This is a genomic window from Planctomycetota bacterium, assembly GCA_016235865.1.
Lineage (GTDB): Bacteria > Planctomycetota > MHYJ01 > JACQXL01 > JACQXL01 > JACRIK01.
Window position 1 is genome coordinate 246,109 of the sequence record JACRIK010000003.1, and the last position, 26,077, is coordinate 272,185.

General features: G+C 51.9%; 30 protein-coding genes and 1 tRNA gene. 27 read left to right on the top strand and 4 right to left on the bottom strand.

The genetic code is table 11. The features are described from left to right. The first annotated feature begins 189 nt into the window (after positions 1 to 189). The 11 genes from HZA49_02530 (at position 190) to HZA49_02580 (ending at position 10,102) form a co-directional block, all read left to right on the top strand. Positions 190 to 1,617, top strand: a complete 1,428-nt coding sequence (locus HZA49_02530) for a TolC family protein (GenBank protein ID MBI5778313.1) — start codon at positions 190 to 192, stop codon at positions 1,615 to 1,617. 4 nt (positions 1,618 to 1,621) lie between these two features. Next, positions 1,622 to 2,935, top strand: a complete 1,314-nt coding sequence (locus HZA49_02535; GenBank protein MBI5778314.1) for an efflux RND transporter periplasmic adaptor subunit — start codon at positions 1,622 to 1,624, stop codon at positions 2,933 to 2,935. Positions 2,936 to 3,065: 130 nt separating this feature from the next. Continuing rightward, on the top strand, positions 3,066 to 3,737 hold the full coding sequence (locus HZA49_02540; GenBank protein MBI5778315.1) for an ABC transporter ATP-binding protein: 672 nt from the start codon (positions 3,066 to 3,068) through the stop codon (positions 3,735 to 3,737). Then, positions 3,734 to 4,975, top strand: coding sequence for an ABC transporter permease (locus HZA49_02545; GenBank protein ID MBI5778316.1), 1,242 nt, complete (start codon positions 3,734 to 3,736; stop codon positions 4,973 to 4,975). Before HZA49_02540 ends, HZA49_02545 begins: the two co-directional genes overlap by 4 nt. After that, positions 4,968 to 5,849: a hypothetical protein gene (locus HZA49_02550; protein MBI5778317.1), complete on the top strand. Its 882-nt coding sequence runs from the start codon at positions 4,968 to 4,970 to the stop codon at positions 5,847 to 5,849. Before HZA49_02545 ends, HZA49_02550 begins: the two co-directional genes overlap by 8 nt. 3 nt (positions 5,850 to 5,852) lie before the next feature. Then, positions 5,853 to 6,185 (top strand): hypothetical protein, encoded by a 333-nt coding sequence (locus HZA49_02555; GenBank protein MBI5778318.1) that lies wholly within the window; start codon positions 5,853 to 5,855, stop codon positions 6,183 to 6,185. A 60-nt stretch (positions 6,186 to 6,245) separates the two neighbouring features. Then, positions 6,246 to 7,163, top strand: coding sequence for a hypothetical protein (locus tag HZA49_02560; protein MBI5778319.1), 918 nt, complete (start codon positions 6,246 to 6,248; stop codon positions 7,161 to 7,163). 226 nt (positions 7,164 to 7,389) lie between these two features. Continuing rightward, on the top strand, positions 7,390 to 8,136 hold the full coding sequence (locus HZA49_02565) for a nucleoside phosphorylase (protein MBI5778320.1): 747 nt from the start codon (positions 7,390 to 7,392) through the stop codon (positions 8,134 to 8,136). A gap of 12 nt (positions 8,137 to 8,148) precedes the next feature. Beyond that, positions 8,149 to 8,220: transfer RNA gene (locus tag HZA49_02570), tRNA-Phe, on the top strand. 103 nt (positions 8,221 to 8,323) lie between these two features. Continuing rightward, positions 8,324 to 9,151 (top strand): transketolase, encoded by an 828-nt coding sequence (locus HZA49_02575; GenBank protein ID MBI5778321.1) that lies wholly within the window; start codon positions 8,324 to 8,326, stop codon positions 9,149 to 9,151. A 12-nt stretch (positions 9,152 to 9,163) separates the two neighbouring features. Then, entirely contained in the window at positions 9,164 to 10,102 is a 939-nt protein-coding gene (locus HZA49_02580; GenBank protein ID MBI5778322.1) for a transketolase family protein, read from the top strand. Positions 10,103 to 10,144: 42 nt separating this feature from the next. Here HZA49_02580 and HZA49_02585 read toward each other — a convergent pair whose 3' ends face one another. Further along, positions 10,145 to 11,203: a hypothetical protein gene (locus tag HZA49_02585; protein MBI5778323.1), complete on the bottom strand. Its 1,059-nt coding sequence runs from the start codon at positions 11,201 to 11,203 to the stop codon at positions 10,145 to 10,147. Positions 11,204 to 11,428: 225 nt separating this feature from the next. Between HZA49_02585 and rpsJ the strand changes: the two genes are divergently transcribed. The 13 genes from rpsJ (at position 11,429) to HZA49_02650 (ending at position 18,705) form a co-directional block, all read left to right on the top strand. Then, entirely contained in the window at positions 11,429 to 11,731 is a 303-nt protein-coding gene (rpsJ, locus tag HZA49_02590; protein ID MBI5778324.1) for a 30S ribosomal protein S10, read from the top strand. Positions 11,732 to 11,821: 90 nt separating this feature from the next. Then, positions 11,822 to 12,535, top strand: a complete 714-nt coding sequence (gene rplC, locus HZA49_02595) for a 50S ribosomal protein L3 (GenBank protein MBI5778325.1) — start codon at positions 11,822 to 11,824, stop codon at positions 12,533 to 12,535. A 2-nt stretch (positions 12,536 to 12,537) separates the two neighbouring features. Continuing rightward, positions 12,538 to 13,182: a 50S ribosomal protein L4 gene (gene rplD / locus HZA49_02600; protein MBI5778326.1), complete on the top strand. Its 645-nt coding sequence runs from the start codon at positions 12,538 to 12,540 to the stop codon at positions 13,180 to 13,182. 2 nt (positions 13,183 to 13,184) lie between these two features. Next, the gene (gene rplW, locus HZA49_02605; protein MBI5778327.1) at positions 13,185 to 13,463 is read left to right on the top strand and encodes a 50S ribosomal protein L23; all 279 of its coding nucleotides are present in this window, start codon (positions 13,185 to 13,187) and stop codon (positions 13,461 to 13,463) included. Positions 13,464 to 13,466: 3 nt separating this feature from the next. After that, positions 13,467 to 14,291, top strand: a complete 825-nt coding sequence (rplB, locus tag HZA49_02610) for a 50S ribosomal protein L2 (GenBank protein MBI5778328.1) — start codon at positions 13,467 to 13,469, stop codon at positions 14,289 to 14,291. Positions 14,292 to 14,299: 8 nt separating this feature from the next. Then, a complete protein-coding gene (gene rpsS, locus HZA49_02615) occupies positions 14,300 to 14,581 on the top strand; it encodes a 30S ribosomal protein S19 (protein ID MBI5778329.1) in 282 nt (93 codons plus the stop codon). Next, the gene (rplV, locus tag HZA49_02620; GenBank protein ID MBI5778330.1) at positions 14,581 to 15,036 is read left to right on the top strand and encodes a 50S ribosomal protein L22; all 456 of its coding nucleotides are present in this window, start codon (positions 14,581 to 14,583) and stop codon (positions 15,034 to 15,036) included. The genes rpsS and rplV overlap by 1 nt, the downstream gene beginning before the upstream one ends. A 2-nt stretch (positions 15,037 to 15,038) precedes the next feature. Next, the gene (gene rpsC / locus HZA49_02625; protein ID MBI5778331.1) at positions 15,039 to 15,824 is read left to right on the top strand and encodes a 30S ribosomal protein S3; all 786 of its coding nucleotides are present in this window, start codon (positions 15,039 to 15,041) and stop codon (positions 15,822 to 15,824) included. A gap of 12 nt (positions 15,825 to 15,836) precedes the next feature. Next, positions 15,837 to 16,247 carry a 50S ribosomal protein L16 gene (gene rplP, locus HZA49_02630; GenBank protein MBI5778332.1) on the top strand — a complete coding sequence of 137 codons (411 nt, stop codon included), beginning with the start codon at positions 15,837 to 15,839 and terminating at the stop codon, positions 16,245 to 16,247. Between the two features lie 32 nt (positions 16,248 to 16,279). Further along, a complete protein-coding gene (gene rpmC / locus HZA49_02635) occupies positions 16,280 to 16,495 on the top strand; it encodes a 50S ribosomal protein L29 (GenBank protein MBI5778333.1) in 216 nt (71 codons plus the stop codon). Next, a complete protein-coding gene (locus tag HZA49_02640; protein ID MBI5778334.1) occupies positions 16,470 to 16,958 on the top strand; it encodes a TraR/DksA C4-type zinc finger protein in 489 nt (162 codons plus the stop codon). Before rpmC ends, HZA49_02640 begins: the two co-directional genes overlap by 26 nt. 203 nt (positions 16,959 to 17,161) lie before the next feature. Next, on the top strand, positions 17,162 to 17,737 hold the full coding sequence (lspA, locus tag HZA49_02645) for a signal peptidase II (GenBank protein MBI5778335.1): 576 nt from the start codon (positions 17,162 to 17,164) through the stop codon (positions 17,735 to 17,737). Continuing rightward, the gene (locus HZA49_02650) at positions 17,734 to 18,705 is read left to right on the top strand and encodes a hypothetical protein (protein MBI5778336.1); all 972 of its coding nucleotides are present in this window, start codon (positions 17,734 to 17,736) and stop codon (positions 18,703 to 18,705) included. The genes lspA and HZA49_02650 overlap by 4 nt, the downstream gene beginning before the upstream one ends. Here HZA49_02650 and bioA read toward each other — a convergent pair. After that, positions 18,690 to 20,057 carry an adenosylmethionine--8-amino-7-oxononanoate transaminase gene (bioA, locus tag HZA49_02655; protein MBI5778337.1) on the bottom strand — a complete coding sequence of 456 codons (1,368 nt, stop codon included), beginning with the start codon at positions 20,055 to 20,057 and terminating at the stop codon, positions 18,690 to 18,692. The two genes, HZA49_02650 and bioA, sit on opposite strands and share 16 nt — an antisense overlap. A gap of 82 nt (positions 20,058 to 20,139) precedes the next feature. Between bioA and HZA49_02660 the strand changes: the two genes are divergently transcribed. Together HZA49_02660 and guaB are read left to right on the top strand one after the other, a co-directional pair. Then, complete coding sequence (locus HZA49_02660; GenBank protein MBI5778338.1) at positions 20,140 to 20,928, top strand: hypothetical protein; 789 nt, start codon at positions 20,140 to 20,142, stop codon at positions 20,926 to 20,928. Between the two features lie 39 nt (positions 20,929 to 20,967). Next, the gene (guaB, locus tag HZA49_02665; protein MBI5778339.1) at positions 20,968 to 22,473 is read left to right on the top strand and encodes an IMP dehydrogenase; all 1,506 of its coding nucleotides are present in this window, start codon (positions 20,968 to 20,970) and stop codon (positions 22,471 to 22,473) included. A gap of 138 nt (positions 22,474 to 22,611) precedes the next feature. Here the strand turns inward: guaB and HZA49_02670 are convergent, their stop codons facing one another. After that, entirely contained in the window at positions 22,612 to 23,460 is an 849-nt protein-coding gene (locus HZA49_02670; GenBank protein MBI5778340.1) for a hypothetical protein, read from the bottom strand. A gap of 1,068 nt (positions 23,461 to 24,528) precedes the next feature. Here HZA49_02670 and HZA49_02675 point away from each other — a divergent pair. Further along, entirely contained in the window at positions 24,529 to 24,915 is a 387-nt protein-coding gene (locus HZA49_02675) for a hypothetical protein (protein MBI5778341.1), read from the top strand. A gap of 245 nt (positions 24,916 to 25,160) precedes the next feature. On the opposite strand, the gene HZA49_02680 is transcribed toward HZA49_02675, so the two are convergent. Further along, positions 25,161 to 26,075, bottom strand: coding sequence for a hypothetical protein (locus HZA49_02680; protein MBI5778342.1), 915 nt, complete (start codon positions 26,073 to 26,075; stop codon positions 25,161 to 25,163). Between the last annotated feature and the right edge of the window lie 2 nt (positions 26,076 to 26,077).

Consider the following 26,077-nt stretch of genomic DNA (forward strand, 5'->3'; position numbering starts at 1 on the left):
ATCTCATTCGTACGATTCGCTTTAATTCGTCCGTATTCGTGTTCCTCTTTTTCTTGTCCGTTACCTGGTTATATTCTATAATAATAAACGGCGGCGCGCCATTATTTTCGGCTGTAATAAATATTATAAAAAATCGCCGAAACTATTGACACGCAAAAGTGTATTATATAACATGAAACAGACGGACTGATGAGTCCGTCCAGTTACCGGCTGTTAGAACGAAGTGATTTACAGCCGGTTATCCCGATGACCATCGGGGCTACTATGAATCAGAATTATCCGATAAAGTTTATCTGGCTGCTATGCGCGGGCCTGTTGCTGGCCGGCTGTTCCACGGTAACCGAGGCGCGCCGGGTCCAGCAGGCCGAGGCCCTGCCGCCGGGCCAGCGGACCGTCAAAGCATCGGAAATCGGGCTGACCCGGGATACCGTCCTGACGCTGGACAAGACCGTGGGTATTGCCCTGCAATACAATCCGGCGGTGGCCCAGTCCAGGGAGCGACTGGCCTCGGCCCAATCACAGCTGGCCGGCAAGAAAGGCGGTTATTACCCACAGGTGTCGGGCAGCATCAGTTCCCAAAAGAGCACCAACGACACCCTGAACAGCAATTCCTATTCCACCGGCCTATCCTTAAGCCAGTATGTCTATGATTTTGACAAGACCGATTCCCAGGTGCGGCTGTATTATCACGATGCCCTGGCGGCTGAATACGATTTGGCGCAGGCCCGGAACAGCGTCATCTACTCGGTCAAGGAGGCGTATTATAATGTATTGCGCCAGGTCTCGGCGGTGCGGCTGGCCGAGGAGACGGTGCGTCAGAACGAGAAATATCTGGAACAGGCCCGGACCTTTTTCGAGGTCGGCACCAAGATAAGATACGACATCACCAAGGCCGAGGTCAACCTGGGCAACGCCCAGTTGAGCCTGATTAACGCCCGCAATGCCCTGTTCGTCAACCGCCAGATTCTCAACAACGTCCTGGGCCTGGCCGAGAATCCGGAATACCGGCTGGATGAATCACCGGTGGCTATTTCAGGCGCCGGGACACCCGCCGAACCGACCGAGACATTATTCCAAACAGCCACAGCCAATAACCCTGAGCTAAAGGCCCAGCACTCCCGGGTCGAATCAGCCGGCGCCGGAGTGGATAATGCGGTGGCCGCGCTCTGGCCCTCACTGTCGCTGTCCGCCTCGTATAGCTTCAGTGGGAACAGCTTTCCGCTGGACTGGACCCGGGCGGTCACGGCATTATTAGCCATGGACCTGTTCAAGAGCGGGCAGAAGATGGAGTCCATAAAGAGCGCCACGGCCAATCTCAAGTCGGCCCGGACGGCCTTGAGTTCACTGGAACAACGCATCTTCCTGGATATCACCCGGGCCAAGACCCAGATGCTCGACGCCACCCAGAAACTGGAGGTGAACCGGAAGATACTCCAGCAGGCCGAGGAGAACCTGAATTTCATCGAACAGCGCTACCGGACCGGCAAGGCCTCGGCCATCGAACTGACCGACGCCCAGGTGTCGCTGACCAAGGCGCGGGAGAATATCATCCAAGCCCAGTTTGACTACCTGATTGCCAGTTCGGCGCTGGAGAAAATAGTTGGAGGATATAAATAAGATTATGAAAAAGATTATTATTGTAATTGCGGTCCTGGGCGCGGCCGCGGCCCTGTATTTCATACTGGGCGGCGGAGGCAGTAACGGCGCGGTGTCATACAAGACGGCCAAGGCGGACAAGGGCACGGTGATTAAGATAGTCACCTCGAGCGGCGTGGTCCAGCCCCTGCAGCAGGTCCAGGTGGGCACCCAGGTAACCGGCCCGGTCAAGAAGTTATACGTGGACTTCAATTCCCGGGTCAAGGAAGGCGATATCATCGCCCAGATCGACCCGGCGTCGTATGAGGCGCGGGTGGCCCAGGACCGGGCCAGCCTGGCACGGAGCATCGCCGAGGCCGAACGGGTCGAGGCCAACCTGACCCAGGCCGAGAATGAATTCAAACGGGCCCAGGAATTGGCCCAGAAAGAACTGATTTCACAGTCGGAACTGGACACAGCCGTGGCATCATACGATTCGCTGATAGCCCAGTTGAAACTGGCCAAGGCCGGCATCGAGCAGTCCCAGGCCGCCCTGAAGATGTCCGAGATAAACCTGGCCTATACCACCATCAAATCCCCGATTGACGGCATCGTGGTCTCCCGCAACGTGGATGAAGGCCAGACCGTGGCCGCTTCGCTCTCGGCCCCGACCCTGTTCGTGATTGCCAATAATCTCAATAAAATCCAGATCCAGGCCAGCGTAGCCGAGGCCGATATCGGAAAGATTTCGCTGGACCAGGCGGTTAATTTTACCGTGGACGCCTATCCGGAACAGAGGTTCAGCGGCCGGGTGGCCCAGATCAGATTATCGCCCACCACCACCCAGAATGTGGTCACCTATACGGTAATTATCTATGCGGATAATCCCGAGGAGAAACTCCTGCCCGGCATGACCGCCAACCTGTCGTTCGAGGTTGATAAACATGCTAACGTCCTGCGGGTGCCCAATGCGGCCCTGCGCTTTGTGCCCCAGGATGCGGATAAATATAAGACCACCGAGACGGCTGAGGCCAATAAGGAACAGGCCGGCGCAAATACCGAGTCTCGCCCGCAGGGTGACCCGGCGGGCCGGTCACCTGATTCCCAGCATCAACCTGGAATGGGCCGAAGGACAAAAGAGAAAACCGAGACCTCAGTTCGGAAACAAATCTGGACGCTGAGCGATGGAACACTCAAACCCATTAGCGTCAAGGTTGGCATCACAGACGGTTCTTTTACCGAGATACTGAACGGCGATATCAAGGAAGGCCAGGAAGTGGTGACCGGCACAATAACCAAAGAAGAATCCGCGGCTACCAATCCGTTTATGCCGCAGCGAACCGGATTCGGACGGCGTTAATTTGCCGTATGTAATTTCAAAGAGATTGCTTCGCTGACGCTCGCAATGACAAGCAGAAAGTATGCCACTGCGAGGAGCCCCGCTGGGAAGCGGGATAAACTCCGCGACGAAGCAATCTAAATTTGCCATTATGCAGACTTTTATCTCACTGGAGAATATCACCAAGACCTACCGGTTGGGCGAGGTGGATATCCCGGCCTTGAGGGGCGTTTCGCTTACTATTAAAGAAGGTGATTTTATCGCTATCATGGGCGCTTCGGGCTCGGGCAAGACCACCCTGATGAATATCATCGGTTGCCTGGACAAGCCGACCAACGGCCGATATCTAATAGAAGGCACGGATATCGCCACGCTCAGCCGGGACGAACTGGCCCGCATCCGCAACAAGAAAATCGGGTTCGTATTCCAGAACTTCAATCTCCTGGCCCGGACCTCGGCCTTGGAGAACGTGGAACTGCCCCTGTTTTACGGCAGTTCATTAACCGGCAAGGAAAGGCACAGGCGGGCCAAGGCCATACTGGAGCAGCTGGGCTTGGGCGACCGGATCAGGCACTATTCCAGCCAGTTGTCCGGCGGCCAGCAGCAGCGGGTAGCCATTGCCCGGGCCCTGGTCAACCAACCCAAATTCCTGCTGGCCGACGAACCGACCGGGAATCTCGACTCCAAGTCCAGCAAGGAAATAATGGAGATAGTCCGCACCCTAAACGAACAGGGACTGACGATAGTGATGATTACCCACGAACCTGATATCGCGGAATTCGCCAGAAAGAGATTCCAGATGAAGGACGGCGTGATAATATGAATATATTTATTTCCCAGCGTATTGCATTAAGGGCGTTGATGCGCAACAAGGCCCGCTCGGTGCTGACCATCATCGGCATCATCATCGGGATTGCCGCGGTAATTACGGTGATTGCGGTGGGCCAGGGCGCAACCACGATGATTAAAGAGCAGATAAAAAGCATGGGCAACAACGTCCTGATGATATTCCCGGGCAGCGCCACCAGCGGCGGACTCCATTATGGAGCCGGAAGCCGGTCCACCCTGACCATCAAGGATTGCGAGGCCATCGCCCGGGAATGCGGTTCGGCCCTGGCGGTTTCTCCGATGATCAGGGTGGGCGGGCCGCGCGGCCAGATTGTCTACAAGGAAAAAAACTGGCGCACCAGCGTTCAGGGTATCGGTATGGATTACCTGACCATCCGGAGTTTGTCCATGGCGCAGGGCGAATTCTTTACCGAATCGGATATCAATAATGCGGTCAAGAACTGCATACTCGGCCAGGGCGTGGCGGAGAACCTGTTCAGCGAAGAAGAAAGAGAAAATGTGGTCGGGAAAATAATTCGGATATCCAACACGCCTTTCAAGGTCGTCGGGATGCTGGAAAAAAAGGGCGCCTCGGCCTTCGGCCAGGACCAGGACGACGTAATTCTGGTGCCCTGGACCACGGCCAGTCGGATTCTCCAGGGCTCCTCATTCAATAATGTCGACCATATCCTGGTCAGTTCCACCTCCACCGAGATGATACCCAAGACCAAGAAAGAGGTAACGGAGCTCCTGCGCCAGCGCCATAACATTATGGAAGGCGCCGAGGATGATTTCACTATCCGCGACATGACCGAACTGACCGAGATGGTTACCTCAACGTCAAGATTGATGACGATTTTGCTGGCGATTATCGCATCCATTTCTTTAATTGTTGGTGGAATCGGGATAATGAATATTATGCTCGTTTCGGTGACCGAACGGACCAGGGAAATCGGCATCCGGATGGCCATCGGCGCCCGGGCCAAGGATATCCTGCTCCAGTTCCTGGTTGAGTCGGCCATCCTCTCGTCCATCGGGGGAATCTTCGGGATAATTCTGGGCGCGTCGGCGGCCAAGATTATCTCAGGTTTTACTAACTGGCCGGTTTCGGTCTCGCTGGCTTCGGTCATCATTGCGGTCTTGTTCTCGGCCAGTGTCGGAATCTTCTTCGGATTCTGGCCGGCCTGGAAGGCCTCGCGACTGGATCCGATTGAGGCGTTGCGCTATGAATAGATTAATTTTGGCTTTACTGTTTCTGACCGGCATCCTGTTGTCGCCGGTAAACGGCGATACAACTGACACCCTTCTCGACACCGAGGAAACGCCTGACCTGACCACGCCTGATTCGGTGATTCGCTCTCAGATTTATATGATGGACCGCAAGGTCCAGGCCGTCCAGATTGAGATTCAGACTATTAAGGCGCAACTGATGCAGGCGCTCAAGGATAATAAACTAGAGCAGGTCAAGGAACTCACGGACAAAACCAATCAGCTGGAAAAGAATCTCAAGGACACCCGAATAGAACTGGATATTCTCATCAGCAACCACCAGCGCGACTTTGCCAACCGACCCTGGTGGCGCAAACTGATGATAGAAATCGGTCCGCAATATACCTACTTTGACAACGACCTCAAGATTAACGACGTGGCCGGCGCGCGACTGCGGATTCATTTGCGCCAGGATACCTTCGGCCGTTACCATTCTTATCCTTTTATCGGAACGTCCGATTCGCCTATCCGCGATATCACCAGCTCGCCGTTCATATTTGAATACCGCAATTCCATCCACGAGGTGGACGGACAAACCAAGAAAGGCCGGGTGGATACCTACCTGGCCGGCTTCGGCTTGAGCGGGCAGCTGACCAAAAAATCGTTCATCCATTTAAGCATCCTGGGCGGCGTGCAGGACTATTCCAATATGGAGCCGGAAGATCTCGGGCTGATACTTTCTTATTCAATGGGACTTCAGCGACGGGTTTCCGATTCGGTCGCCCTGGGACTAATCGCCACCGAAGATTGGGTCATGACCAAGGCCACTCAATCCGACGGCCAGACGAATTCGTTCTTTAATTTCAGTTTAAACCTTTTAGGCCGGGTTAAGTTTTAATATATGAAACAGCTCCCCATGATCCAACACAGCGGCCACGGAATCACGGCCACGGTCCTGGGATCTCTGGCTATCTGCATCTTCCTGCTTAATACCTCGCTTTGGCTTTTCTTCCGGGTTGATAATCAACTGGAGTATCCGCATCAAGTCTTGCTGGCGTCTCTGGCCGGATTTAACCTGATAATTATTTTCTTCGGATTAGCCAGCAGCTTCAAGGGAATTCTCCAGTCCGGACGAAACAAAACCCTGCCGCTGATTGGGCTGGGATTGAATGCATTTACCCTAGTATTGTATCTCATCGTGATTATCACCTATCTGAGCCGGAAATATTTTTAGAGCCTGCAGGAACGTAGTGACGTACAGGCTCTTATCCTGAGTAGAACGAAGAGTTAATGTATGTCCTTTCACTTGGTCGGGATTGACGAAGCCGGCTACGGCCCACAGTTAGGGCCGCTGGTAGTCAGCGCGGTCGTCCTGGAACTTCCTAATGACCTGCTGATAAAGCACCCCTTACCAAGAATTAAATGCCTTTGGAAAATCCTGTCCAATATAATCTCAGAGCGTAAATGCCCTGCTAAAATAACCGTCTGCGACAGCAAGGCGCTCTACACTCCGGCCCGGGGATTAAAGGAGCTGGAAAAAACCGCCCTTGTCTTCCGGCGACTGATAAAACCTAATTATCGATGCCATGGCAAACTAAATCTTCCGCTGTCAGCGGACAATACTGAAATAAAAAGTCTCACTAAACTGCTTCGGACAGAATTCAATCATAATTCCATCCGATTCCGCGATGCCCAGGTCAGCATTATTGAACCGGCTGATTTCAATGACGGCATCCAGCGCCTTCAGAACAAGGCGGATTTTCTCTGGGAGATTTCGGGTAATCTAATTAAGCATTGCATAGATAAATACAGCCATGATAATATACTCGTCGTCCGGGCCGGCAAGCAAGGCGGACGGAATTATTACTTTCCCCATCTCCAGAGATTATTCACTGATAAAACAGTCCGCCCGGTAATGCAAGGATTCAACAACTCATCGTATACCATCGGATCAAAGTCGCAAGTTACCGCCGTTGTCAGTTTTATCAAGGATGGCGATGCGTCCGAATTCGTTATTGCCTTGGCTTCTATCTTTTCTAAGTATTATCGGGAGCTGGCAATGTTCCAACTCAACCGGTTGTTCCAATCACATATCCCATCGCTCAAGCCCACCAGCGGATATCACACGGACAGCCGCAGATTCATCCAGGCCGTCAACCCGTTGTTCAACCAGCTCAATTTAGACCGGAATAATTTCATCAGGATAAGATAATTCCAGGTTGTTTCCGCACGCCATTTTTATCAGGTCCAAGATAAAAGAATGCGACGGGAAACAAATACAACATCTGGTAGTGCACAATAATTATCCCTCCGGACGATATTTCCCATAAAATATTTATTTTTGATTGACTAATACCTTTAGAATGTATTTAATGCGAATTCTCCGTTTCGCCAAAAACCAATAAGATACTTTGTAAGAGAGAAGGGATAAGTGTTTTATGGCTCGCCAATATCATATCGCCTTAAGCAGAGGCGAGGTGGCACCCAATGTCCTGCTCTGCGGCGATTATTCCCGGGCAGAAAAGACATCCAAGCTCTTTGACCGGATTAAACTCACCAGGCACAACCGCGAGTTCGTCACTTATACCGGCTCGTATAAAGGATTACCGGTTTCGGTTATGGCCACCGGCATCGGCCCGGCTAATACCGAAATCGCCCTGATAGAGCTTTCACAGATTGCCAAAGACCTGACGATTTTAAGGGTTGGCTCTTGCGGCGGACTGCAGAAACACACAGCGGTGGGTGATTTGATTATCTCCTCGGCGGCCTTGCGGCTGGAAAACACCTCGCTGTTCTTTGTGCCGGAAGGATATCCGGCCGTGGCGCATCATCAGGTCATCCAAGCGCTGGAAGACACCGCAGGCGAGATGAAACACAAGTATCACACGGGATTGACCGCCACAGCTCCGGGATTCTATGCGGCCCAGGGTCGTTCAGTGGGTGGATTCCCGGTTCTGACTCCGGATATTGCCAAGTATTTTGGCAAAATCGGAATTCTTAACTTTGAAATGGAGACCAGCACGCTTCTGACTCTAGCCAGTTTGAAGAATTACCGGGCTGGCAGTATCTGCACGGTTTTTATCAACCGGGTTAAGTATAGTATAATTAACGAAGCACTCAAGAAGCAGGCGGAATTGAAGTGTATTAAGACCGCCTTGGGCGCGCTCCAGAAATTGAATACGTAAAATAAACTAAACGGGTAGGTAGCTCAGCGGTAGAGCAGTGGACTGAAAATCCACGTGTCGGCGGTTCGATCCCGCCCCTGCCCATTTAGAGCCTGTTAGACCGCAGGTCGTTACAGGCTCTTATCCCGCCGCGGCGGGACTTCAAACACAGATTATACAGATAGTACAAAAATAAAATACATTGATCATGTCTGCACTTTCTGTTGACAAGTTAGAATCGCTCAAGGCCAAGGCCAGGACTATCCGCCAGCATATCATCCGGATGATAGGGAAGGCCGGGTCGGGTCATCCGGGCGGCTCGCTCTCGGCTGTAGAAATCCTGGTAACGTTATATTTCCATAAACTCAAGGTAAACCCCAAAGACCCCAGGTGGCTCGAACGGGACCGTTTCTTGCTCTCCAAAGGCCACGCCGCGCCGGTCTGGTATGCCGCGCTGGCCGAAGCCGGATTCTTTCCCATCAGCCAACTTGATTCCCTGCGCAAGATGGGGAGCATACTCCAGGGCCATCCGGATATGAAACGCACACCCGGCGTGGAGATGTCCAGCGGTTCTTTGGGCCAGGGATTGTCCATTGCCAACGGGATTGCCATTGCCGGAAAACTGGATAAGAAATCCTATCGGGTCCATGTCCTCTTAGGCGACGGTGAATGCCAGGAAGGTCAGGTCTGGGAGGCAGCCATGGCCGCGGCACATTACAAACTGGATAATCTGGTCGGGCTGATTGATTACAACGGGCTGCAGATTGACGGGCCGATTGAGAAAATAATGTCGCCCCTGCCGCTGGCTGAAAAATGGGCCGCTTTCGGCTGGAACGTGATTAATGTGGACGGACATAAAGTGGAAAAAATCATCGCGGCGCTGGACCATGCCGAGACCGCCAAGGGCAAGCCGACCATGATTATCTGCCGGACCGTCAAAGGCAAGGGCGTGTCCTTTATGGAAAACAAGCACGAATGGCACGGCAAGGCGCCCAATGCCCAGCAGATAGAAGCCGCGCTGAAAGAATTGGGGTAAATTTATTATTTTATGGCAGAACTAAGATGCACCCGTGAATCCTGCGGTAACGCCCTGGTGGAACTGGGCAAGGCCAATAAGGACATCGTGGTCCTCTCGGCTGACCTGGCCGGCTCGACCAAGACCGACGATTTTGCTAAGGCCTTCCCGGAACGGTTCTTCAATATGGGCATTGCCGAGGCCAATATGATGAATACAGCCGCCGGTCTGGCCGTGGCCGGTAAGATTCCCTTTGCCACCACCTTCGCCATCTTCGCCTCGGGCCGGGCCTGGGAGCAAATTCGGAACACCATTGCCTACGGTAATCTTAATGTTAAGATTGTTGCCACGCACGGCGGGATTTCAGTCGGTCCAGATGGCGCCTCTCACCAGGGCATCGAGGATATGGCCCTGATGCGGATGATTCCTGGGATGACGGTGCTGGTGCCGTGTGATGCCGTAGAAACGCCCAAGGCGCTCTTTGCCGCCTCGGAATACAAAGGGCCGGTCTATGTCCGGCTGGCCCGACTCAAGATTCCGGTTATCACCCAGCTGACCGACTCATTCATTATCGGCAAGTCCAATATCCTCCGCGAAGGGAGTAACGTAACTATCATTGCCTGCGGAGTAATGGTCGCCGCGGCGCTGACTGCGGCCGAGGCGCTCCTCAAGGAAAATATCAAAGCCACGGTCATCAATGCCTACAGCATCAAACCACTGGATACGGAAATGATTCTTACCTGCGCCAAGAAGACTGGAGCGCTTGTCACGGTGGAAGAACATCTGGCCATTGGCGGCCTGGGCAGTGCCGTCGCCGATGTCCTGGCTCAGAATCATCCCACGCCCTTGGAAATGGTGGCGATTAACGACCGCTTCGGCCAATCCGGCGAGCCGGATGAACTGATGAAGGAATATCACCTGACCGCAGACGACATCATCCAAGCGGTCAAGAAGGTTATCAGCCGAAAATAGGAACGCTGTTCTCGGAATCACGCCCAGTGTTGTACGCTCCCACTAGCGTTTACCGCCCTTATTACCACCATCTGACTTGGGCTTATCAGACTCTTTTGACTTGTCCTTACCCTTGTCTTTAGATGGTTTGTTCTTATCGGTTTTAGGCTTGTCGTCTACCTTTGGTTTATCCTCTAGCTTAGGTTTTTCGCCTGCCTTGGGTTGTTCGTCCCTGCCGCCGGTAATATCGCCTGCGCCAGAACGTAATCCGGGTTTACCCTTGTCTGAGCCAGATTCTTTATTGTCTTCAATCTTGCCTTCTGCCCCTGATATAATGGGTTTACCTTTGTATCTATCATGACCTGGTTTATTCCTGTCATTTTCATGCTCAACCGGCCTCATCTTTATCTTAGCCGGTGGTTCCCTGACATCCCGGCCTTTAGTCGTCTTGATATGCCGGCCTTCGCTCCGGTGGACCCAGATAATCTGGTTAAAATCACGGCCCTGCTCGCGAAGTTTAATCACCTCAACCGGAGAGGCGTTGTAAGCTAAACACGTGGTCTTCAAATAAACTAAATTAACCATTTCGCTGTCGGTCAAAACCACGGTCTTGGGGTTTTTCCAGTATCTGCCATAGGCATTGCCGTAAGGCGGGCCGAATCTGTAGGCCGGCGAGACCGGCACGAAGAAGATGTCCGGCTGTAATCTCAAGTTGTAGGTGGTTATGGTCATCCAAGGTATGCCGGACTGGCGCCACTGGACTATCTGAATCGGCTGGCAATGCCCGTAATACGCCAAAAAGAGTATCAGAGCCACCTCGTCATCCGAGTATTTGTACCGGTAATGGAGGTTGTATACCACGTCATAGTCCCAGTCGTAATATTCCCAGAGTACCCATTCGATATCCGAGTGGACAAATTCAACCCGGACCGGCTGGGGCGGCTGGGTATAATGTATGGCCGGGCTGTAGAAATCCGGGCCGTCTGGGTCCGGCGGGGTGTAGATGATGCATCCACCTAAGAGAGTGGCGATTACCAGCGCAACCATAATTATTATTGACCTGCGCCCCCCGAATGCTTTTGGGGTGCTCGGATTCACGCTACGCTTAGTTCTGGTTTTCATGACTTGCCTCCTTTTAATATAATCAGGTTACAGGTTTAATATAACAATACCCCGGCAAAAAGCAAATAAATAATCATTGTCAGCTGATTTAACTGATTAAGCGGATATTTTAACAAAAAATATCAAATTATATTGACAGTTGATACGATTTCGAGTATAAGAGAAAACTCTTTTCGTCCCGTCAAGGCGGGACTGGCAGGGTAACCCCTTTAGAAATAGGAGTCTATGTTAGTGCGAATTAAATTGCGTTCTTATGACCATACGGTCCTGGACCAGACCGTGGGCGAAATTATCAATACGGTCAAGAAGGGCGGGACTAAAATCGCCGGACCCATCCCCCTGCCGACCCATATTGAGCGTTATACGGTTCTGAGGTCGCCGCACGTGGATAAAAAGGCCCGGGAACAGTTCGAAATCCGCACTCATAAGCGACTGATTGAACTGATAGACCCGACAGCCCAGACCACCGAGGCGCTTAAGAACCTGAACGTGCCCAGCGGCGTGGATATCCAAATAAAATTGATATAATAACCCTGAATATTCAGGGTCCAGAGGGATGCTGAAATAAATAGGGACATTACCTATAGTGTTCAGCATGACAGTGCCTATATGTTACCAATGCCCGGATTATTAGCAACGAAGCTGGGAATGACCCAGGTCTTCAAGGAAGACGGCAATGTGGTGCCGGTGACCGTGCTCAAGGCCGGTCCCTGTCCGGTGTTGCAGGTCAAGACCATTAAGACGGACGGCTATAATGCGGTCCAAGTCGGATTTGACGCCAAGAAGAAGCAGAATACCACCAAGGCCATTCTGGGGCATCTGAAGCATTCCAAGGTTGAGACCCCGCCCCGTTTTATCCGGGAATTCAGATTAGCTAATGGCCCGGCCGGAGAAAAGGAAGCCGAGTCGTTCAAGCCGGGCGACGAGGTCAAGGTGGATATTTTTGAAGGCGTATATAAGGTCTGCGTGACCGGCACAACCAGAGGCCGGGGATTTACCGGTATGGTCCGGAGATGGAACAAGAAACGCGGCCCGGAAAGTCACGGCTCAATGAACATGCGCGGTCCGGGCGGACTTTCGGGCGATTCGCGCCTGACCCATATCAGGCCCAACCGACATATGTGCGGGCATTACGGGGTGGAAACCGTGACGGTAGATAATTTAGAGGTGGTTCGGGTAGATAAAAACCGCAACCTGCTTTTTGTGTACGGCGCAGTACCCGGGCACAAGAACGGGTTTGTGACGATTTATAAGACGAACCTGGTCAAGAAGGCGCCGGTGGTTTCCGGCAAGGCCAAGAAGAAGATAGAGCCAAAGACGGCTAAGAAATAGATATGTTAGAGTTAAAAGTATACGACAACGAGGGCAAAGAGATCGATAAGGTTTCGGTTGACGAGGCCCTGTTCGGCGGCACGGTCAACAAGAAACTGCTCCAGGAAGTTGTGGTGATGTACCAGTCCAACCAGCGCAAGGGCAACGCCTCGACCAAGGACAGAGGCGAGGTAGAAGGCAGCACCAAGAAACCCTGGAAGCAGAAGCACACCGGCCGGGCCCGGGCCGGCACCATCCGCTCTCCGCTTTGGAGGCACGGCGGCGTGGTCTTCGGTCCTCATCCCAGGAGTTACTATTATTCAATCCCCCACCAGTTAAAGATTAAAGCCCTGGATTCGGCGTTGCTGTCCAAATTCAAGGGTAACGAGACCTATATCGTCAATTCGTTTAATATTGAAATCCCCCGGACCAAGGATTTTTCCGCTATCATCAAAAAACTGGGGATTGACCCGAAAAAGGAAAGGCCCAAGCATAAATGCCTGCTGGGCATAAAAGACCCCAAGCGTTCCCTGCATCTGTCTTCCCGCAATATCCCGGGCATTAAATTGATGCCGATTACGGACCTGAATGCTTATGATGTAATAAAATACCAGCGGCTGATGCTGACCAAAGAGGCTCTGGAACACCTTATTTCGTTAAGAAAATAATTATGAATAAATCCCCGTACGATGTTATAAAAAAACCCTTGCTGACCGAGAAGACCGAGTTTGCCAAGCAAAAAATGGTCTATTCTTTCATGGTTGACAATGACGCCACCAAGGATATTATTAAACATTCGGTGGAAAGCATTTTCCCGGTCAAGGTGGACAGCGTCCGGACCATTAACGTCAAGGGAAAAGTCAAGAGATATAAATTCCGTCCGGGGCAAAGGAAGGACTGGAAAAAAGCAATGGTAACCTTAAAAGAGGGTTACCGGATAGAGATATAAAATATGGCATTAAGATTATACAAACCAACCAGCCCGGGCCGCAGATCGGCATCAGTAGTGGATTATTCCATCCTGACCAAGAAAGATCCGGAGAAGCGTTTATTGGTATCGCTCCGGAAAACCGGCGGGCGGAATAACCAGGGCGAGATTACCTGCCGTCATATCGGCGGCGGTAACCGGCACCAATACCGTATTATAGATTTCAAGAGAGACAAAGACAACATCCCGGCCCGGGTGCTGTCCGTAGAATACGACCCCAACCGCACGGCTTTCATCGCCCTGCTCTGCTATAAGGATGGCGAGAAACGCTATATCATCGCGCCCAAGGATATCCAGACCGGCGAGGTTCTGATGTCCGGTGAAAAGGTGGAGCCGAAAAACGGCAACACCATGCCTATCAAGAATATCCCGTTAGGATTATTGATACACAATGTTGAATTATACCGGGGCCGGGGCGGCCAGATGGTGCGCAGCGCCGGCTCGTTTGCCAAATTGATGGCCCGGGAAGGCGAGTACGCCCATCTCCAACTGCCCAGCGGTGAAATCCGCAAGGTCCATGTGGAATGCCGCGCCACCATCGGGCAGGTCAGCAACCCGGAATACGCCACGATCTGGTGGGGTAAGGCCGGACGCAAGCGCTGGCTGGGAATAAAGCCGACCGTCCGGGGCACGGCCCAGAACCCGGTTTCCCACCCGATGGGCGGCGGCGAAGGCCGGTCCGGCGGCGGACGCCACCCGTGTTCGCCTTGGGGTAAACTGGCCAAGGGCGGCAAGACCCGCAAGCGCCGTAACCCAAGCAGCTCTTTTATTATTAGGAGAAGGAAATAACATATTATATGAGCCGTTCAGTTAAAAAAGGCCCGTTTGTGGATGAAAAACTGCTGAAAAAGGTAAACAAGCAGAAAGAAAACAGGGGTCACGACCCGATAAAGACCTGGTCCAGGCGCTCGACCGTGGTGCCGGAATTCGTTTCCCACACTTTTATGGTGCATAACGGAAATAAATTCATCAAGGTCTTTGTGACCGAAGATATGGTCGGCCATAAATTGGGCGAATTCGCGCCGACCCGGATGTTCCGCGGCCACCCGGGCCTGAAAAAAGCAGAGGTTGAAGAATAATGGAATATAAGACGCTGTTAAGATATGCCAGAAGCACGCCGCGTAAGATGCGTTACGTGGTGGATATGATACGCAATAAACCTATTCCCGAGGCACAGCGGATTTTGAGATACACCCCGAAAAGGGTATCGTATTTCCTGCATAAGCTCGTTAATTCGGCGGTGGCTAACGCCACGACCAGGGATGCTAATCTGGCGCCGGAGAATTTATATATCAGTACGATAACAGTGGGTGACGGGCCGGCATTCAAGCGATGGCGTTCCGGGTCTATGGGCCGGGCCACCCAGGTGAAGAAGCGGACCTCTCATATTACCCTGGTATTAAAAACCATACAGCAGGTTGTCAAAACACCGGTCAGTGCCCGCCCTGAAGCGGCTCCGAAACGCCATAAGGCGGCGGACGGACACACCAACCAGCCTGCGGCAGTAAAAGAGAAAGAACATAAGGCCAAATAACTATGGGACAAAAAGTATCGCCTTTCGCATTAAGACTCGGCATTAACAAGGATTGGATTTCCCGCTGGTACGCCGATAAAAAGAACTACGGCAAATACGCCGTGGAGGACCAGAAAATCCGTAAGTTCGTCAAGAAGGAATACAATTTTGCCGGTCTCCAGAAGATAGAGATCGAACGCAATACGGAAAAGACCATCGTGATTGTCTACTGCGCCAAGCCGTCGTTTATTATCGGCCGGCGCGGTATTAAGGCGGATAAACTGACCGAAGACCTGGTTAAACTCTGCGGCGGCCGGGTCGTGGACCTGAAGGTAATCGAGGTGCTGAAACCGGAATTAAGCGCCCAGTTGGTGGGCGACTCCATTGCCCAGCAGTTGGAAAAGCAATCCCATCACCGCCGGATAATGCACAAGGTCATCGAGACGGTAATGGAAGCCGGCGCTCTGGGTATAAAGATACGGATTTCCGGCCGCATCGGCGGCGCGGAAATCGCCCGGGCCGAATCCTTAAGCAAAGGGTCGGTCCCGCTGCATACCCTTAAGGCGGACATAGATTACGCCCGTTCTACCGCCACTTTGAGCAAAGGAACAGTCGGCGTTAAGGTCTGGATTTATAAGGGCATCATTGAAAAAACTAAGAAGCCACATGGTGTTGCAGCGGTTGCCGCGCCGGCCACTTCCAGGCTTCAGCCCAGGCGCGAGGAAAAACCGGCCGGACAGCCCGGTATTACAGCCGCAACACCGGCGCCGGCATTAAATGCCGCGAGCGAACCGAAGTTAACTACATAAGGAAAAACGTTTATGTTAATGCCCAAAAGGATAAAATACCGCAAATGGCAGCGCGGCCGGATGAAGGGCGACGCCCAAAGAGGCAATTATGTTGCCTTCGGCGAATACGGCTTGATGTCCATGGAAATGGGCTGGCTGTCCGCCCAGCAGATCGAGGCCGGCCGGGTGGCCATTACGCACCAGATGCCGCCGACCGGCAAATTCTGGCTGCGGGTATTCCCCCATAAACCGATTACCGCCAAGCCGGCCGAGACCAGAATGGGCACCGGCAAAGGCGAACCGGAATATTATGCGGCGGAAGTCAAAAAAGGCACCATCCTTTACGAGGTAGACGGCGTGAGCGAGGATATCGCCCGCAAGGTCTTTAACAGCGTGGCCCATAAGATGCCTTTTGTCACTAAATTAGTTAAACGAATACATTAGAAGCTCCCCCGGAGGGATTAGGATACAATCTTATGTTGACCTTAAAAGAGATGAAACAGAAGGACATGGCTGAACTGGCTACGGAACTCGAGAATACCAAAAAGGAATACTTCCGCCTGCGTTGCCGCCAGGTTACCGATGTTGTCCAGAACCATACGGAAATACGAAACCTGCGGAAAAATGTTGCCCGTTTAAATACCATTATAAAAGAAAAGCAGGCCAATGAAAAGAAAGAAAAAGGTAGTTAAGCGCAAGCGGACAGCGTCCCGGAAGATAAAACAGCAAAAACTGCGTATCGTGGCGAACCTGAAGGATGTCTCTATGGAAGCAAAAACCCCGTTTACTAAACCCAAGCTGAAGGAATTCGAGCAGCGGCTCCTCAAGATAAAAACCATGTTGCGCGCAGGCATGGAGCACCTTGAGGACAATTCCCTGAAGAAATCCGGACGCGATGCCAGCGGCGACCTTTCCAACCTGCCCATCCACCTGGCTGACACCGGCAGCGACACCTTTGAACAGGATTTTTCCCTGGGACTCCTGGAAGGCGAGGATATTGAACTAAAGGAAATAGACGAAGCCCTGGAACGGATAGAAAACAAAATTTACGGCATCTGCGAAGAATGCTCCAGCCCGATAGCCGAAAACCGGCTAAAAGTTATTCCCTATGCCCGTCTCTGCGTCAAATGCCAGGAATCTGCGGAGAAACACTAATCCGATTATTCATACGATGCTCAAAATGATAACAAGGTGTGTTAGATATTCGTGCTTATACCATAAAGTAGCCCCGCACATAACCTCTATGTCGGGACGCCCAAGTTTAAGGTTATGTGCGGGATTGCCCTTGCAATATAACAATTATCAGACGGTCTTTTGTGGAATTTTATAGAAACTTACGAATGATGCGGGCTAATTTCATGAGATGGCTCGTTTTTTTCCTCATTGCCATCCTGGGAGCCATCGGTGATTTAGTCACCAAGCATCTTACCGCCACCATGATACCCCGGGATATCATCTCCGACGTGCTCCGCTTTAACCCGGTTCTTAATAAAGGAATCATCTGGGGATTATTCCAGCAGGGTTCTATTCTGTTCCTGGTCATCCCGGCGCTGGCCGTCCCGCTTATCATTATAATGTTCAAATATGTCAACCTGTTCAGCGGAGAAGGAAATAAAGACGAGTCTGCCGGCGGGCAGTCCGCGCGATTACACCTTTGGCTGACCATTGCCTTTGGCCTGATTCTGGCCGGCGCGCTGGGTAATTTATACGACCGGATTGCCTATCGGGCCGTGCGCGATTTCATTGATTTCTATGTAATTAACTGGCCTATTTTTAATCTGGCTGATACCTATATTACCGTCGGCGCCGGGCTGATTGTCATCTCCCTGTTTACCCCTAAACGAAAACCCGGCCTGGCAGACAGCCCGGCCGCCGCGACAGGGACAGAACCCGCTATTCAGCCGGACAGCACTGCCCGGGAGAATAATATATGAACCCCGTTAGAAGCGAACACGAGCGTGAAAATAGCATTTTAACCAGGTCTGACTCCTCGTTATTGGACGCTTCTAACGGGGTGAGCAAGAAATTATTATTCGGATTGCCCTTGTTAATAATCGGCTTGTTCGCCGCCATATCTTTAACCTGGCTGGAATCGGCCGACAACCCAAAATCATATTCCCTGAAATATCTCATGAAAGAGGGCGATAAAGAGGTCATTATCTATAAGCTAGAGGCGACTGCTAACGTGAAAGTCCCGTCCATGCCCACCCATCCGGGCATGCCCTTGTATTCCAAACTCCAGCAGGAGATAGAGCAGAAAATATTAAAAATAACCGACGGGCAGGTTACCCGGCTGGAGCGCAATTACCGCTCATCCAAATATTTTGTCAGCAAATCATCCCAGACCCCTAAAGCCGAACCGCTGGATACCAAGAAAATAATTATAGATTCCGACGGGACCATCACCCCGGTGGGCCAAGGACCAACCAATCAGATTACCGACTCAATCAAGGCGTTCATTTCCATAGACGAGCACCGGTTTGCCCCGATTCTCCCGGCGGAAGAGGTTCAGGCCAAGTCGGAATGGGAAGTGCCTTCGGAATCCGTGCCGCGCATATTTAATTTCAGCAACCATAAAAGGCGGACCGTGTCGCACGGCTGCACCGAGGTCTGCATCAACGCCCGGTTTAACAGCGGCTCGCTTAAATGCCTGCTTAAAGAAGTTAAGTCAGATAATGCCGTAATCGAACTCAACGGGACATTAAAAGGCGAGGATAACGGAATGAATCTTGAAGCGACCATCAAAGGCACCGCAACCTTTGCCATAAAAAAGGGGCGGTTTACCAAGGTTGAAATATCAGGAGATATAACGCTTGACGGAAATCAACCCTGCACCAAAGGGAATACCATGGGCCAGGCCACCGGCGAGGGTAAAATTAACATCTCTTACGAGTTCAAATAATTCATTACCGTCCGGATGGATTGATAGGTTGCATCTAATAACAACTTCAATTCCTTAAGTGTAATACTTAGCGGCGGCATCAGCACGATGACATTGCCAAGCGGCCTTAGGATTACGCCATGCTTACGCGCCTCAAGGATTACCTGATGCCCTATCCGCGCCTCGTGCGGAAACGGCTTTTTAGCCGCCTTGTCCATAACCAATTCTATACCTATCATAAACCCGCGCTGGCGGATATCGCCCACGTTCTTCAATTCATAGAAACTCTGCAATCCCTCTTTAAGCATCCCTACCTTTGGTTGGAGTTTCTCAAGCGTCTTGTTCCTTCGGAACATCTTCAGGTTGGCCAGTGCCGCGGCGCAGGCCAGCGGGTTGCCTGTATAGGTATGCCCGTGGAAAAAGGTCTTATTATCCTTAAACTCGCCCAGGAATCCCTTGAATATCTTTTCTGGCGTCAACGTGGCCGCCAAAGGCAGGTAACCTCCGGTAATGCCCTTGGCCACGGCCATAATATCCGGCGTAACCTTCTCGTGCTCGCAGGCAAACATCCGACCGGTCCGGCCGAATCCGGTCGCCACCTCGTCGGCTATCATCAAAACATCATATTTGGTGCAGAGCTGCCTGATGCGCCTGATGAATCCCCTGGGCTGGGTAATCATCCCGGCCGCGCCCTGGACCAGCGGCTCAATTACCACCCCGGCTAATTCCCTGTGGTGATGTTTTATCAGCCGCTCTGCTTCAGCCAGGCATTCCAGCTTACATCGCTCCCTTTCCTTGTTCATCGGACAGCGATAGCAATACGGCGCCGGCGCCTGAATCGTCTTAAACAGCAGCGGCTTGTAGGTTTTATGGAATAAATCCATCCCGCCCAGACTCACCGAGCCGATGGTGTCACCGTGATAGGCGTTAACGAAGGTGAGGAAACGCGTCTTGCGTCGTGTGTCTTGCGTCATGCGTTGTGACACCTGCTGCCAATACTGGAACGCCATCTTGAGGGCAATCTCCACGGCGGTTGAGCCGCTGTCCGAATAAAATACCCGCTGTAAACCATTGGGGGCGATCCTGATAAGTTCCTCAGCCAGCTCTATAGCCGGGACATTGGACAGCCCCAGCATCGTGGAGTGCGCCACCCGGCCCAGTTGCGCCTTGATGGCCCGGTCAATATCCCTAACCTGATGCCCGTGGACATTGCACCAGAGCGAGGAAATCCCGTCCAGGTATCTCCGGCCCCGGGTGTCGTAAAGATAATTTCCCTTGGCCCGTTCAATAATCACGATATCGTCGGCCATCCAGTCCTTCATCTGGGTAAATGGATGCCAGAGGTATTTCTTATCTTTGCTTTCTAAGCTCATAGGCAAATAATATAATTGTATTTCTCTAATGCGTCAAGAATCCTTGACAGTAGATGATGAAATGACTAAGGTCTAATACCGAATGACTAAAAAACTCACTATTGTCCTGGGCACCAAAAATCCGCACAAGGTCAGGGAGATTATGGCCATCTGGCGCCTGACCGGAAGAAAACCGGACATCAGATTCATCCCCCTATCCAAATTCAAGAATACGCCGGAAGTCAAAGAGACCGGGCGAACCTATCTGGCCAATGCCGCCCAGAAAGCAATTGCCTGGGCCAGATTCACCGGCCTGCCGGTCCTGGCCGAGGATTCCGGCATAGAGGTCAAGGCGCTGAACTGGCAGCCGGGCATATATTCAGCCAGATTCGCTTCGCTCACTACAAGCCGTTACGCTTCAACCGGAAACAGGAAAAACGCCGCCTACAAAGACAATAACCAGAAACTCCTGGCCAAACTCAAAGGCCTGCCCATGTCCCAAAGAACCGCCCGGTACAGATGCTCAGCCGTGCTGGCATCGTCAACAGGCCGGATTATTGCCCGCACCGAAGGCGTCTGCTGGGGCCGGATTACATTTAAACCGTCCGGCCGAAACGGATTCGGCTACGACCCGATATTCACCCCCACACCAATCCCGATAACAAAACTTCTTACTATCAGGCGGAAAAGGAATGTGAGGGACGCAAAATCTATTATACCGATACACCCTCACACCAAAATCGTTGGTGTGGGGGTGAACACCGGATTGGTGTGGGGGTTAATCCCCCGTTCCGCGTTTGGCAAGACCTTCGGCCGGCTCCCGGCCGGCTTGAAACACCGCATCAGCCACCGGTCCATCGCCCTGCGGAAAATATTCAAGAAAATACACTAAATTGTTGACATCTTCCCGGTTCCCTGCTATATAGTCCCTATGGATAGCAAGTTTTTTACCGAAGCCTTTACCTTTGACGACCTCCTGCTGGTGCCCCAGAAGTCCGAAATCATCCCCACTGAAGTAAATACCCAGACCTTCTTCTCGCGCCATATTCCGCTCAATATCCCGATTATCTCATCGCCCATGGATACGGTCACCGAGGCTCATCTGGCCATTGCCCTGGCCCAGGAAGGCGGCATCGGCATCATCCACCGCAACCTGTCCGTCGAGGAACAGGTCCGGGAAGTCACCAAGGTGAAGCGTTCGGCCAGCGGCGTCATCGCCGACCCGGTCTGCCTGTCGCCGGACGAGACCATCAAAACCGCCAAGAAGATTATGGCCGACCACCACATCTCCGGCATACCCATCGTGGTGGAAGCCAACCCCGAAGGAATTCGGGATGGCAAAGGAAGCGTATCGTCTGGCGCCAAAAAGCTGGTCGGCATCCTGACCATCCGTGACCTGCGCTTCCAGAAATCCGATGACAAGAAAATCTCCGAGGTCATGACCAAGGAGCACCTGGTTACCGCCGCGCCCAATACCACCCTGGAGCAGGCCAAGCAGATTCTCCACAAGAACAAGGTGGAAAAACTCCTGCTGGTGGACAAGGACCATTTCCTCAAGGGTATGATTACCATTAAAGACATCAACAAGACGCTGCAATTCCCGAACGCCTGCCGTGACAAACAGGGCCGGCTGGTGGTCGGCGCGGCGGTCGGCGTCAATGACATGGCCCGGGTGGAAAAACTCATTGCCGCCAATGTGGATGTCCTGGTGGTGGACACGGCGCACGGCCATTCGGCCAACGTGATTAATACGGTCCGGAACATCAAGAAGCATTTCAAGATAGACGTGGTGGCCGGCAACGTGGCCACGGCTGAAGGGACCCATGATTTAATCAAGGCCGGGGCGGACGGCGTCAAGGTCGGCATCGGGCCCGGCTCCATCTGCACCACCAGAATCATTGCCGGCGTGGGCGTGCCCCAGGGCACGGCGGTTTATGAATGCGCCAAGGCCGCGGCCAAATACAAGGTCCCGATCATCGCGGACGGCGGCATCAGGCATTCCGGCGACATCACCAAGGCCCTGGCGCTGGGCGCCTCGTCCGTCATGATTGGCGGCCTGTTCGCCGCGGTCAACGAAAGCCCGGGCGAGGTCTTCCTGTTCAAAGGCCGGCCTTACAAGGTCTATCGCGGCATGGGCTCCGAAGGCGCCATGATTAAGGGCTCCAAGGAACGCTACGGCCAGGCCGAAATCACCGAAAAATCCAAGTTAGTCCCCGAAGGCATCGAGGGCCAGACCCCGTCGCGCGGCTCCTTAAGCGACCTGGTCTATCAGCTGGTGGGCGGAATAAAATCAGGCATGGGCTACTGCGGCGCCAGGGATTTAAATACCCTGCGCAGCAAATCCAGGTTTGTCAGGATTTCGCCGGCCTCGCTCAAGGAAAGCCACCCGCACGACATCGTCATCACCAAGGAAGCGCCCAACTACTGGGTGGAGTAGGAATATCTCCGCATTTTATACCCTACATCTAATCAGCGCAAACTTGTAGTGAGCCGTTCGGCCCTGAGTTCGCTGCCGAATCTAGCTGTGTAAATTGCCTGCGCTAAACCCTTCGCTGTCTCTTAGCGAACGTGTGGATTACACCCGGGCCACCTGAATATCTAAGGCCAGTGATTTGCGTATCCCGCCCGGTTTGGTTGAATCAGGCGTTGAAATGACCATAAAATCAATCCGGGAGTCACCGCCTGAGGTGAATGGGACAATCCCTTCTTTGCGATATTCATTAATCAGTTGATTTAATTCCTCATTGGCACGCTCGATGATGTGCCCTGCAAAATCAAGGGTGATTATCTCGCTGCCCCAATGAACAATCCGGCTGTCTAATATGCGTTTGAACTTATTAAGTTTCTCAGGGGTGGTGATGATTGCGGGTTCACCCACAACCGGGGTCTTTTGCGCTCTCAAATAATCAACCAAACTCCTCACGCCGGCCAGGGCCATTATGGCCATCCGGGCCAGCCCCAGGATATGGCCGGCCTTATATCCATTAAGCGGCCCGGTATAGGCGCACCATTTCTTGTCATATTCCTTTTGACCGGATGCCAACCCCTTCTCATATCCCCCACTTTCAAAAGCCGCCTGGCGTGCCTGGAAATAACGCTTTCCCGCATGCGCCAAACTATCGTGCGTTTTATTCATCACATCCTCGTAGGTCAGGCCGTGTTTTGAGACCCATTTCGGGTTGAGAAAAGAGGCAATTTCATTCTCCAGTGGTTTGGCTATTTTTTCCTTGAAATCCTTCTGGGTCTTGATGGCCTTTTGGATGCCCTGATAGGTCTTGGAAGCGGCCTTTTTGGCGCCGCTCAGCCATTTAGCGCTGATTTCCGGCGGAATTTCTGTAAAATAGGGCGCGACCAATTGCGCCTTGAATTCTATTTGGTTCACCCCGTTAGAAATATCTCCATTTAGTAATTTATCGTTTTTCATATGTTTTATCTTATGTCTGGGAAATTTCTAACGGGGCAAGTTTTATAACTCCTTATTATTATATAGTTAGATGAAAATGGGGTGCCCCCACCCCACTCCAATACCATACCCCATACCACCCTGTTAGATTACCCATACTACCTTGTTAGGTCACTCATACTACCATTTTAGGTTATTCATACCACCTTTTTAGGTCGCTTATACCACCTTTTTAGGCCACCCATACTACCTTATAAGGTTATGTATACTGCCTTCTGAGGTTCTCCATACTACCTTGCAAGGTTATCCATACTACTTTGTTAGCTTACTCATACCACCTTGTTAGGTCATTCATACCATCTTATTAGGTTACCTATACTACCTTGCTAGATTACTCATACCATCTTGTCAGGTTACTTATACCACCTTGTTAGCTTACCCATACCATCTTGTAAGATGACTTATACTACCCTGTCTGGTTAGCTATATTCTCTTGTTAAGCTACCTCTCCTACCTTGTTAGGCCAGCCATAGTCTAAAATCAGGGCATCCCTGCCGGATCCTGTATATATAAACGAACTCGCAACTCGAACTACTGCGAACTCCGCAGAGACCCTGCCTGCGGCAGGCAGGCGCATCCAGCGAAGAGACCGGAAATAACGCCCCTTGCGCCCCTGTGCGCAGCACTGGTCGAGAGCACGCCAAAGGCGACGCATCGGGTACACTGCGAGCCTACGAGTACCTACGGAACGGAGTGAATAAACACCCCTGACGGTTCAATTTATTTTGGAATTTGTGCAGTTCTTGGCCGGCCGCCAAAGATTGACAAGGGAGATAAGGAACTGGTATTATATCCCCGGATTATTACTAAAAGGTCTGTTTTAGAAAAACAGCGCCCGGTAATCCGTGATAATAAAGGAAAAGGAGCCAAGGTGTGTGTCACCGGCCCCTGTCACCGGCCCCACCGGCCCTCCTTTAGGCAGTGTGATTCCTGGACCAGGCGATCCGGCATCCACAAGTAAAGACTGTAAATAAAAAATGAGGAATAAAAATGACCAGACACTATAAGATTTGTTTCAATATCTTTACGATGATTATCTTTCCAGTAATGCTAATTTCATGCAGCTTTTTATCTCCATCAGCTGAAGATGTTTGGCAGAGGAACGAAACTGATTTCCGTAAAGATTTGGATGTTTTATATCCCCCAGGAACGTTACGAGATAAAATACTTGAACGAGAGTGGAAACCAAAGGAAACTTGTTATGTTAACCAAGAAAGTATGGGAAATTGGTATATTAATAAATGCGTCCGTACGATTACTGCTGAATTAATGGTTACGCCTGTGCGGTATGATTTTTACTGGGTGCCAAGAATGGGGTATCTTCCAATACCCATAGGGGCAGGATTATGGGGCGATTATATCTTTTATGATAAAAACGATAAAGTTATTAAATCATATCGGCGGTTTTTAGATTAATATTTAATGTATAACTCATCCGATAATATAGAAAAGATAACAGACGCTAACGGCACGCAGATAACGCAGCTTTATGATGATATTAACCGGCTGACCCGCAAGGATATTATTGTCCGGTATTGTCCGGTGACACACACCTTTCCGTGTAACTATTGAATCACTTGACATTCAGGGCACGACTTTTATAGATTCGTTTTACTCACTACAAGTAAAATAGCCATTATGCCTCGACCAGCCCGGACCTCTTAATCCGGTATGCTGTCCTTGGTCTTGAACCACCAGTCCTCCCAGTCCTTCTGGCAGTCCCGGCGCATGTCCCGGTTTAACATCTGGGTTACCCGGGTTGTGTCGTCCTTATTCCGCTTGGTCATCTTCAGGAGTATGTCGTAGGCATACATGGCCGCCCATTCATCAGCCCCGCCGACGGCTTCAATCAAAACCGGGATGGCCTTCTTGCCCTTGGCCATAATCTGTTCCTTAAGCGGCTCAATCTCACGCTGGTTTTTTATGTCCTTGAGAATCGGCTCTATCTCGGCCTTGATTACCTCGTCAATGTCGTCCTTGAGCTTGGGCTTGGATGACTTCTTGGGTTCAGGCGGCGGTGATTTCCGCATCTCCGGAGCCGGTTTTTCCTCGGCCGTCTTTTCCCCGGCCGTCTTCTTGTCCGTCTCGGACTTTTTGGCCGCCTCGGCCTTGGCCTCGGCCTCGGCTTTGGCTTCCGCCTCCACCTTTTTGAGCATGGCCGCTTCCTCGTTGTCCGTTCCGCCGCCTGAGGACAGGGCGATGACAATTACCACTAAAACAACCACGCCTATCCCGATGCCAATAAAAAGAGGCGCCTTGCTCTTCTTCTTTACCGCAACGCCGCCCAGGTCTTCCTCGTCCATATCGCCGGCCGGTTTTCTGGTGGGCAAGCCCTTTCTCAATCCGGATGTCTTTATGCCCATGCCCTTAGCCGGAGGCATCAACCTGGTGGGCGGCTTGGCTCCTCTAATCACGGGCCGGGCCGGCATGGCCGGCGCCGGAGCGGCCGGAACCGGCACGGAATTTATCGTGCCGCACTTCTGGCACTTGAACCTGGCGCCCGGCTGCAGGGTGGCCACGTTATATTGGGCGGCGCAGGATGAACAAACAACAATAACTTTTTGTCCGTCTGGCATAG

Bases quoted from the DNA above. Each gene is read 5' to 3' on its own strand.
- HZA49_02530 (MBI5778313.1), top strand. From the start codon at position 190: ATGAGTCCGTCCAGTTACCGGCTGTTAGAACGAAGTGATTTACAGCCG.
- HZA49_02535 (MBI5778314.1), top strand. From the start codon at position 1,622: ATGAAAAAGATTATTATTGTAATTGCGGTCCTGGGCGCGGCCGCGGCC.
- HZA49_02540 (MBI5778315.1), top strand. From the start codon at position 3,066: ATGCAGACTTTTATCTCACTGGAGAATATCACCAAGACCTACCGGTTG.
- HZA49_02545 (MBI5778316.1), top strand. From the start codon at position 3,734: ATGAATATATTTATTTCCCAGCGTATTGCATTAAGGGCGTTGATGCGC.
- HZA49_02550 (MBI5778317.1), top strand. From the start codon at position 4,968: ATGAATAGATTAATTTTGGCTTTACTGTTTCTGACCGGCATCCTGTTG.
- HZA49_02555 (MBI5778318.1), top strand. From the start codon at position 5,853: ATGAAACAGCTCCCCATGATCCAACACAGCGGCCACGGAATCACGGCC.
- HZA49_02560 (MBI5778319.1), top strand. From the start codon at position 6,246: ATGTCCTTTCACTTGGTCGGGATTGACGAAGCCGGCTACGGCCCACAG.
- HZA49_02565 (MBI5778320.1), top strand. From the start codon at position 7,390: ATGGCTCGCCAATATCATATCGCCTTAAGCAGAGGCGAGGTGGCACCC.
- HZA49_02575 (MBI5778321.1), top strand. From the start codon at position 8,324: ATGTCTGCACTTTCTGTTGACAAGTTAGAATCGCTCAAGGCCAAGGCC.
- HZA49_02580 (MBI5778322.1), top strand. From the start codon at position 9,164: ATGGCAGAACTAAGATGCACCCGTGAATCCTGCGGTAACGCCCTGGTG.
- HZA49_02585 (MBI5778323.1), bottom strand. From the start codon at position 11,203: ATGAAAACCAGAACTAAGCGTAGCGTGAATCCGAGCACCCCAAAAGCA.
- rpsJ (MBI5778324.1), top strand. From the start codon at position 11,429: ATGTTAGTGCGAATTAAATTGCGTTCTTATGACCATACGGTCCTGGAC.
- rplC (MBI5778325.1), top strand. From the start codon at position 11,822: ATGCCCGGATTATTAGCAACGAAGCTGGGAATGACCCAGGTCTTCAAG.
- rplD (MBI5778326.1), top strand. From the start codon at position 12,538: ATGTTAGAGTTAAAAGTATACGACAACGAGGGCAAAGAGATCGATAAG.
- rplW (MBI5778327.1), top strand. From the start codon at position 13,185: ATGAATAAATCCCCGTACGATGTTATAAAAAAACCCTTGCTGACCGAG.
- rplB (MBI5778328.1), top strand. From the start codon at position 13,467: ATGGCATTAAGATTATACAAACCAACCAGCCCGGGCCGCAGATCGGCA.
- rpsS (MBI5778329.1), top strand. From the start codon at position 14,300: ATGAGCCGTTCAGTTAAAAAAGGCCCGTTTGTGGATGAAAAACTGCTG.
- rplV (MBI5778330.1), top strand. From the start codon at position 14,581: ATGGAATATAAGACGCTGTTAAGATATGCCAGAAGCACGCCGCGTAAG.
- rpsC (MBI5778331.1), top strand. From the start codon at position 15,039: ATGGGACAAAAAGTATCGCCTTTCGCATTAAGACTCGGCATTAACAAG.
- rplP (MBI5778332.1), top strand. From the start codon at position 15,837: ATGTTAATGCCCAAAAGGATAAAATACCGCAAATGGCAGCGCGGCCGG.
- rpmC (MBI5778333.1), top strand. From the start codon at position 16,280: ATGTTGACCTTAAAAGAGATGAAACAGAAGGACATGGCTGAACTGGCT.
- HZA49_02640 (MBI5778334.1), top strand. From the start codon at position 16,470: ATGAAAAGAAAGAAAAAGGTAGTTAAGCGCAAGCGGACAGCGTCCCGG.
- lspA (MBI5778335.1), top strand. From the start codon at position 17,162: ATGAGATGGCTCGTTTTTTTCCTCATTGCCATCCTGGGAGCCATCGGT.
- HZA49_02650 (MBI5778336.1), top strand. From the start codon at position 17,734: ATGAACCCCGTTAGAAGCGAACACGAGCGTGAAAATAGCATTTTAACC.
- bioA (MBI5778337.1), bottom strand. From the start codon at position 20,057: ATGAGCTTAGAAAGCAAAGATAAGAAATACCTCTGGCATCCATTTACC.
- HZA49_02660 (MBI5778338.1), top strand. From the start codon at position 20,140: ATGACTAAAAAACTCACTATTGTCCTGGGCACCAAAAATCCGCACAAG.
- guaB (MBI5778339.1), top strand. From the start codon at position 20,968: ATGGATAGCAAGTTTTTTACCGAAGCCTTTACCTTTGACGACCTCCTG.
- HZA49_02670 (MBI5778340.1), bottom strand. From the start codon at position 23,460: ATGAAAAACGATAAATTACTAAATGGAGATATTTCTAACGGGGTGAAC.
- HZA49_02675 (MBI5778341.1), top strand. From the start codon at position 24,529: ATGATTATCTTTCCAGTAATGCTAATTTCATGCAGCTTTTTATCTCCA.
- HZA49_02680 (MBI5778342.1), bottom strand. From the start codon at position 26,075: ATGCCAGACGGACAAAAAGTTATTGTTGTTTGTTCATCCTGCGCCGCC.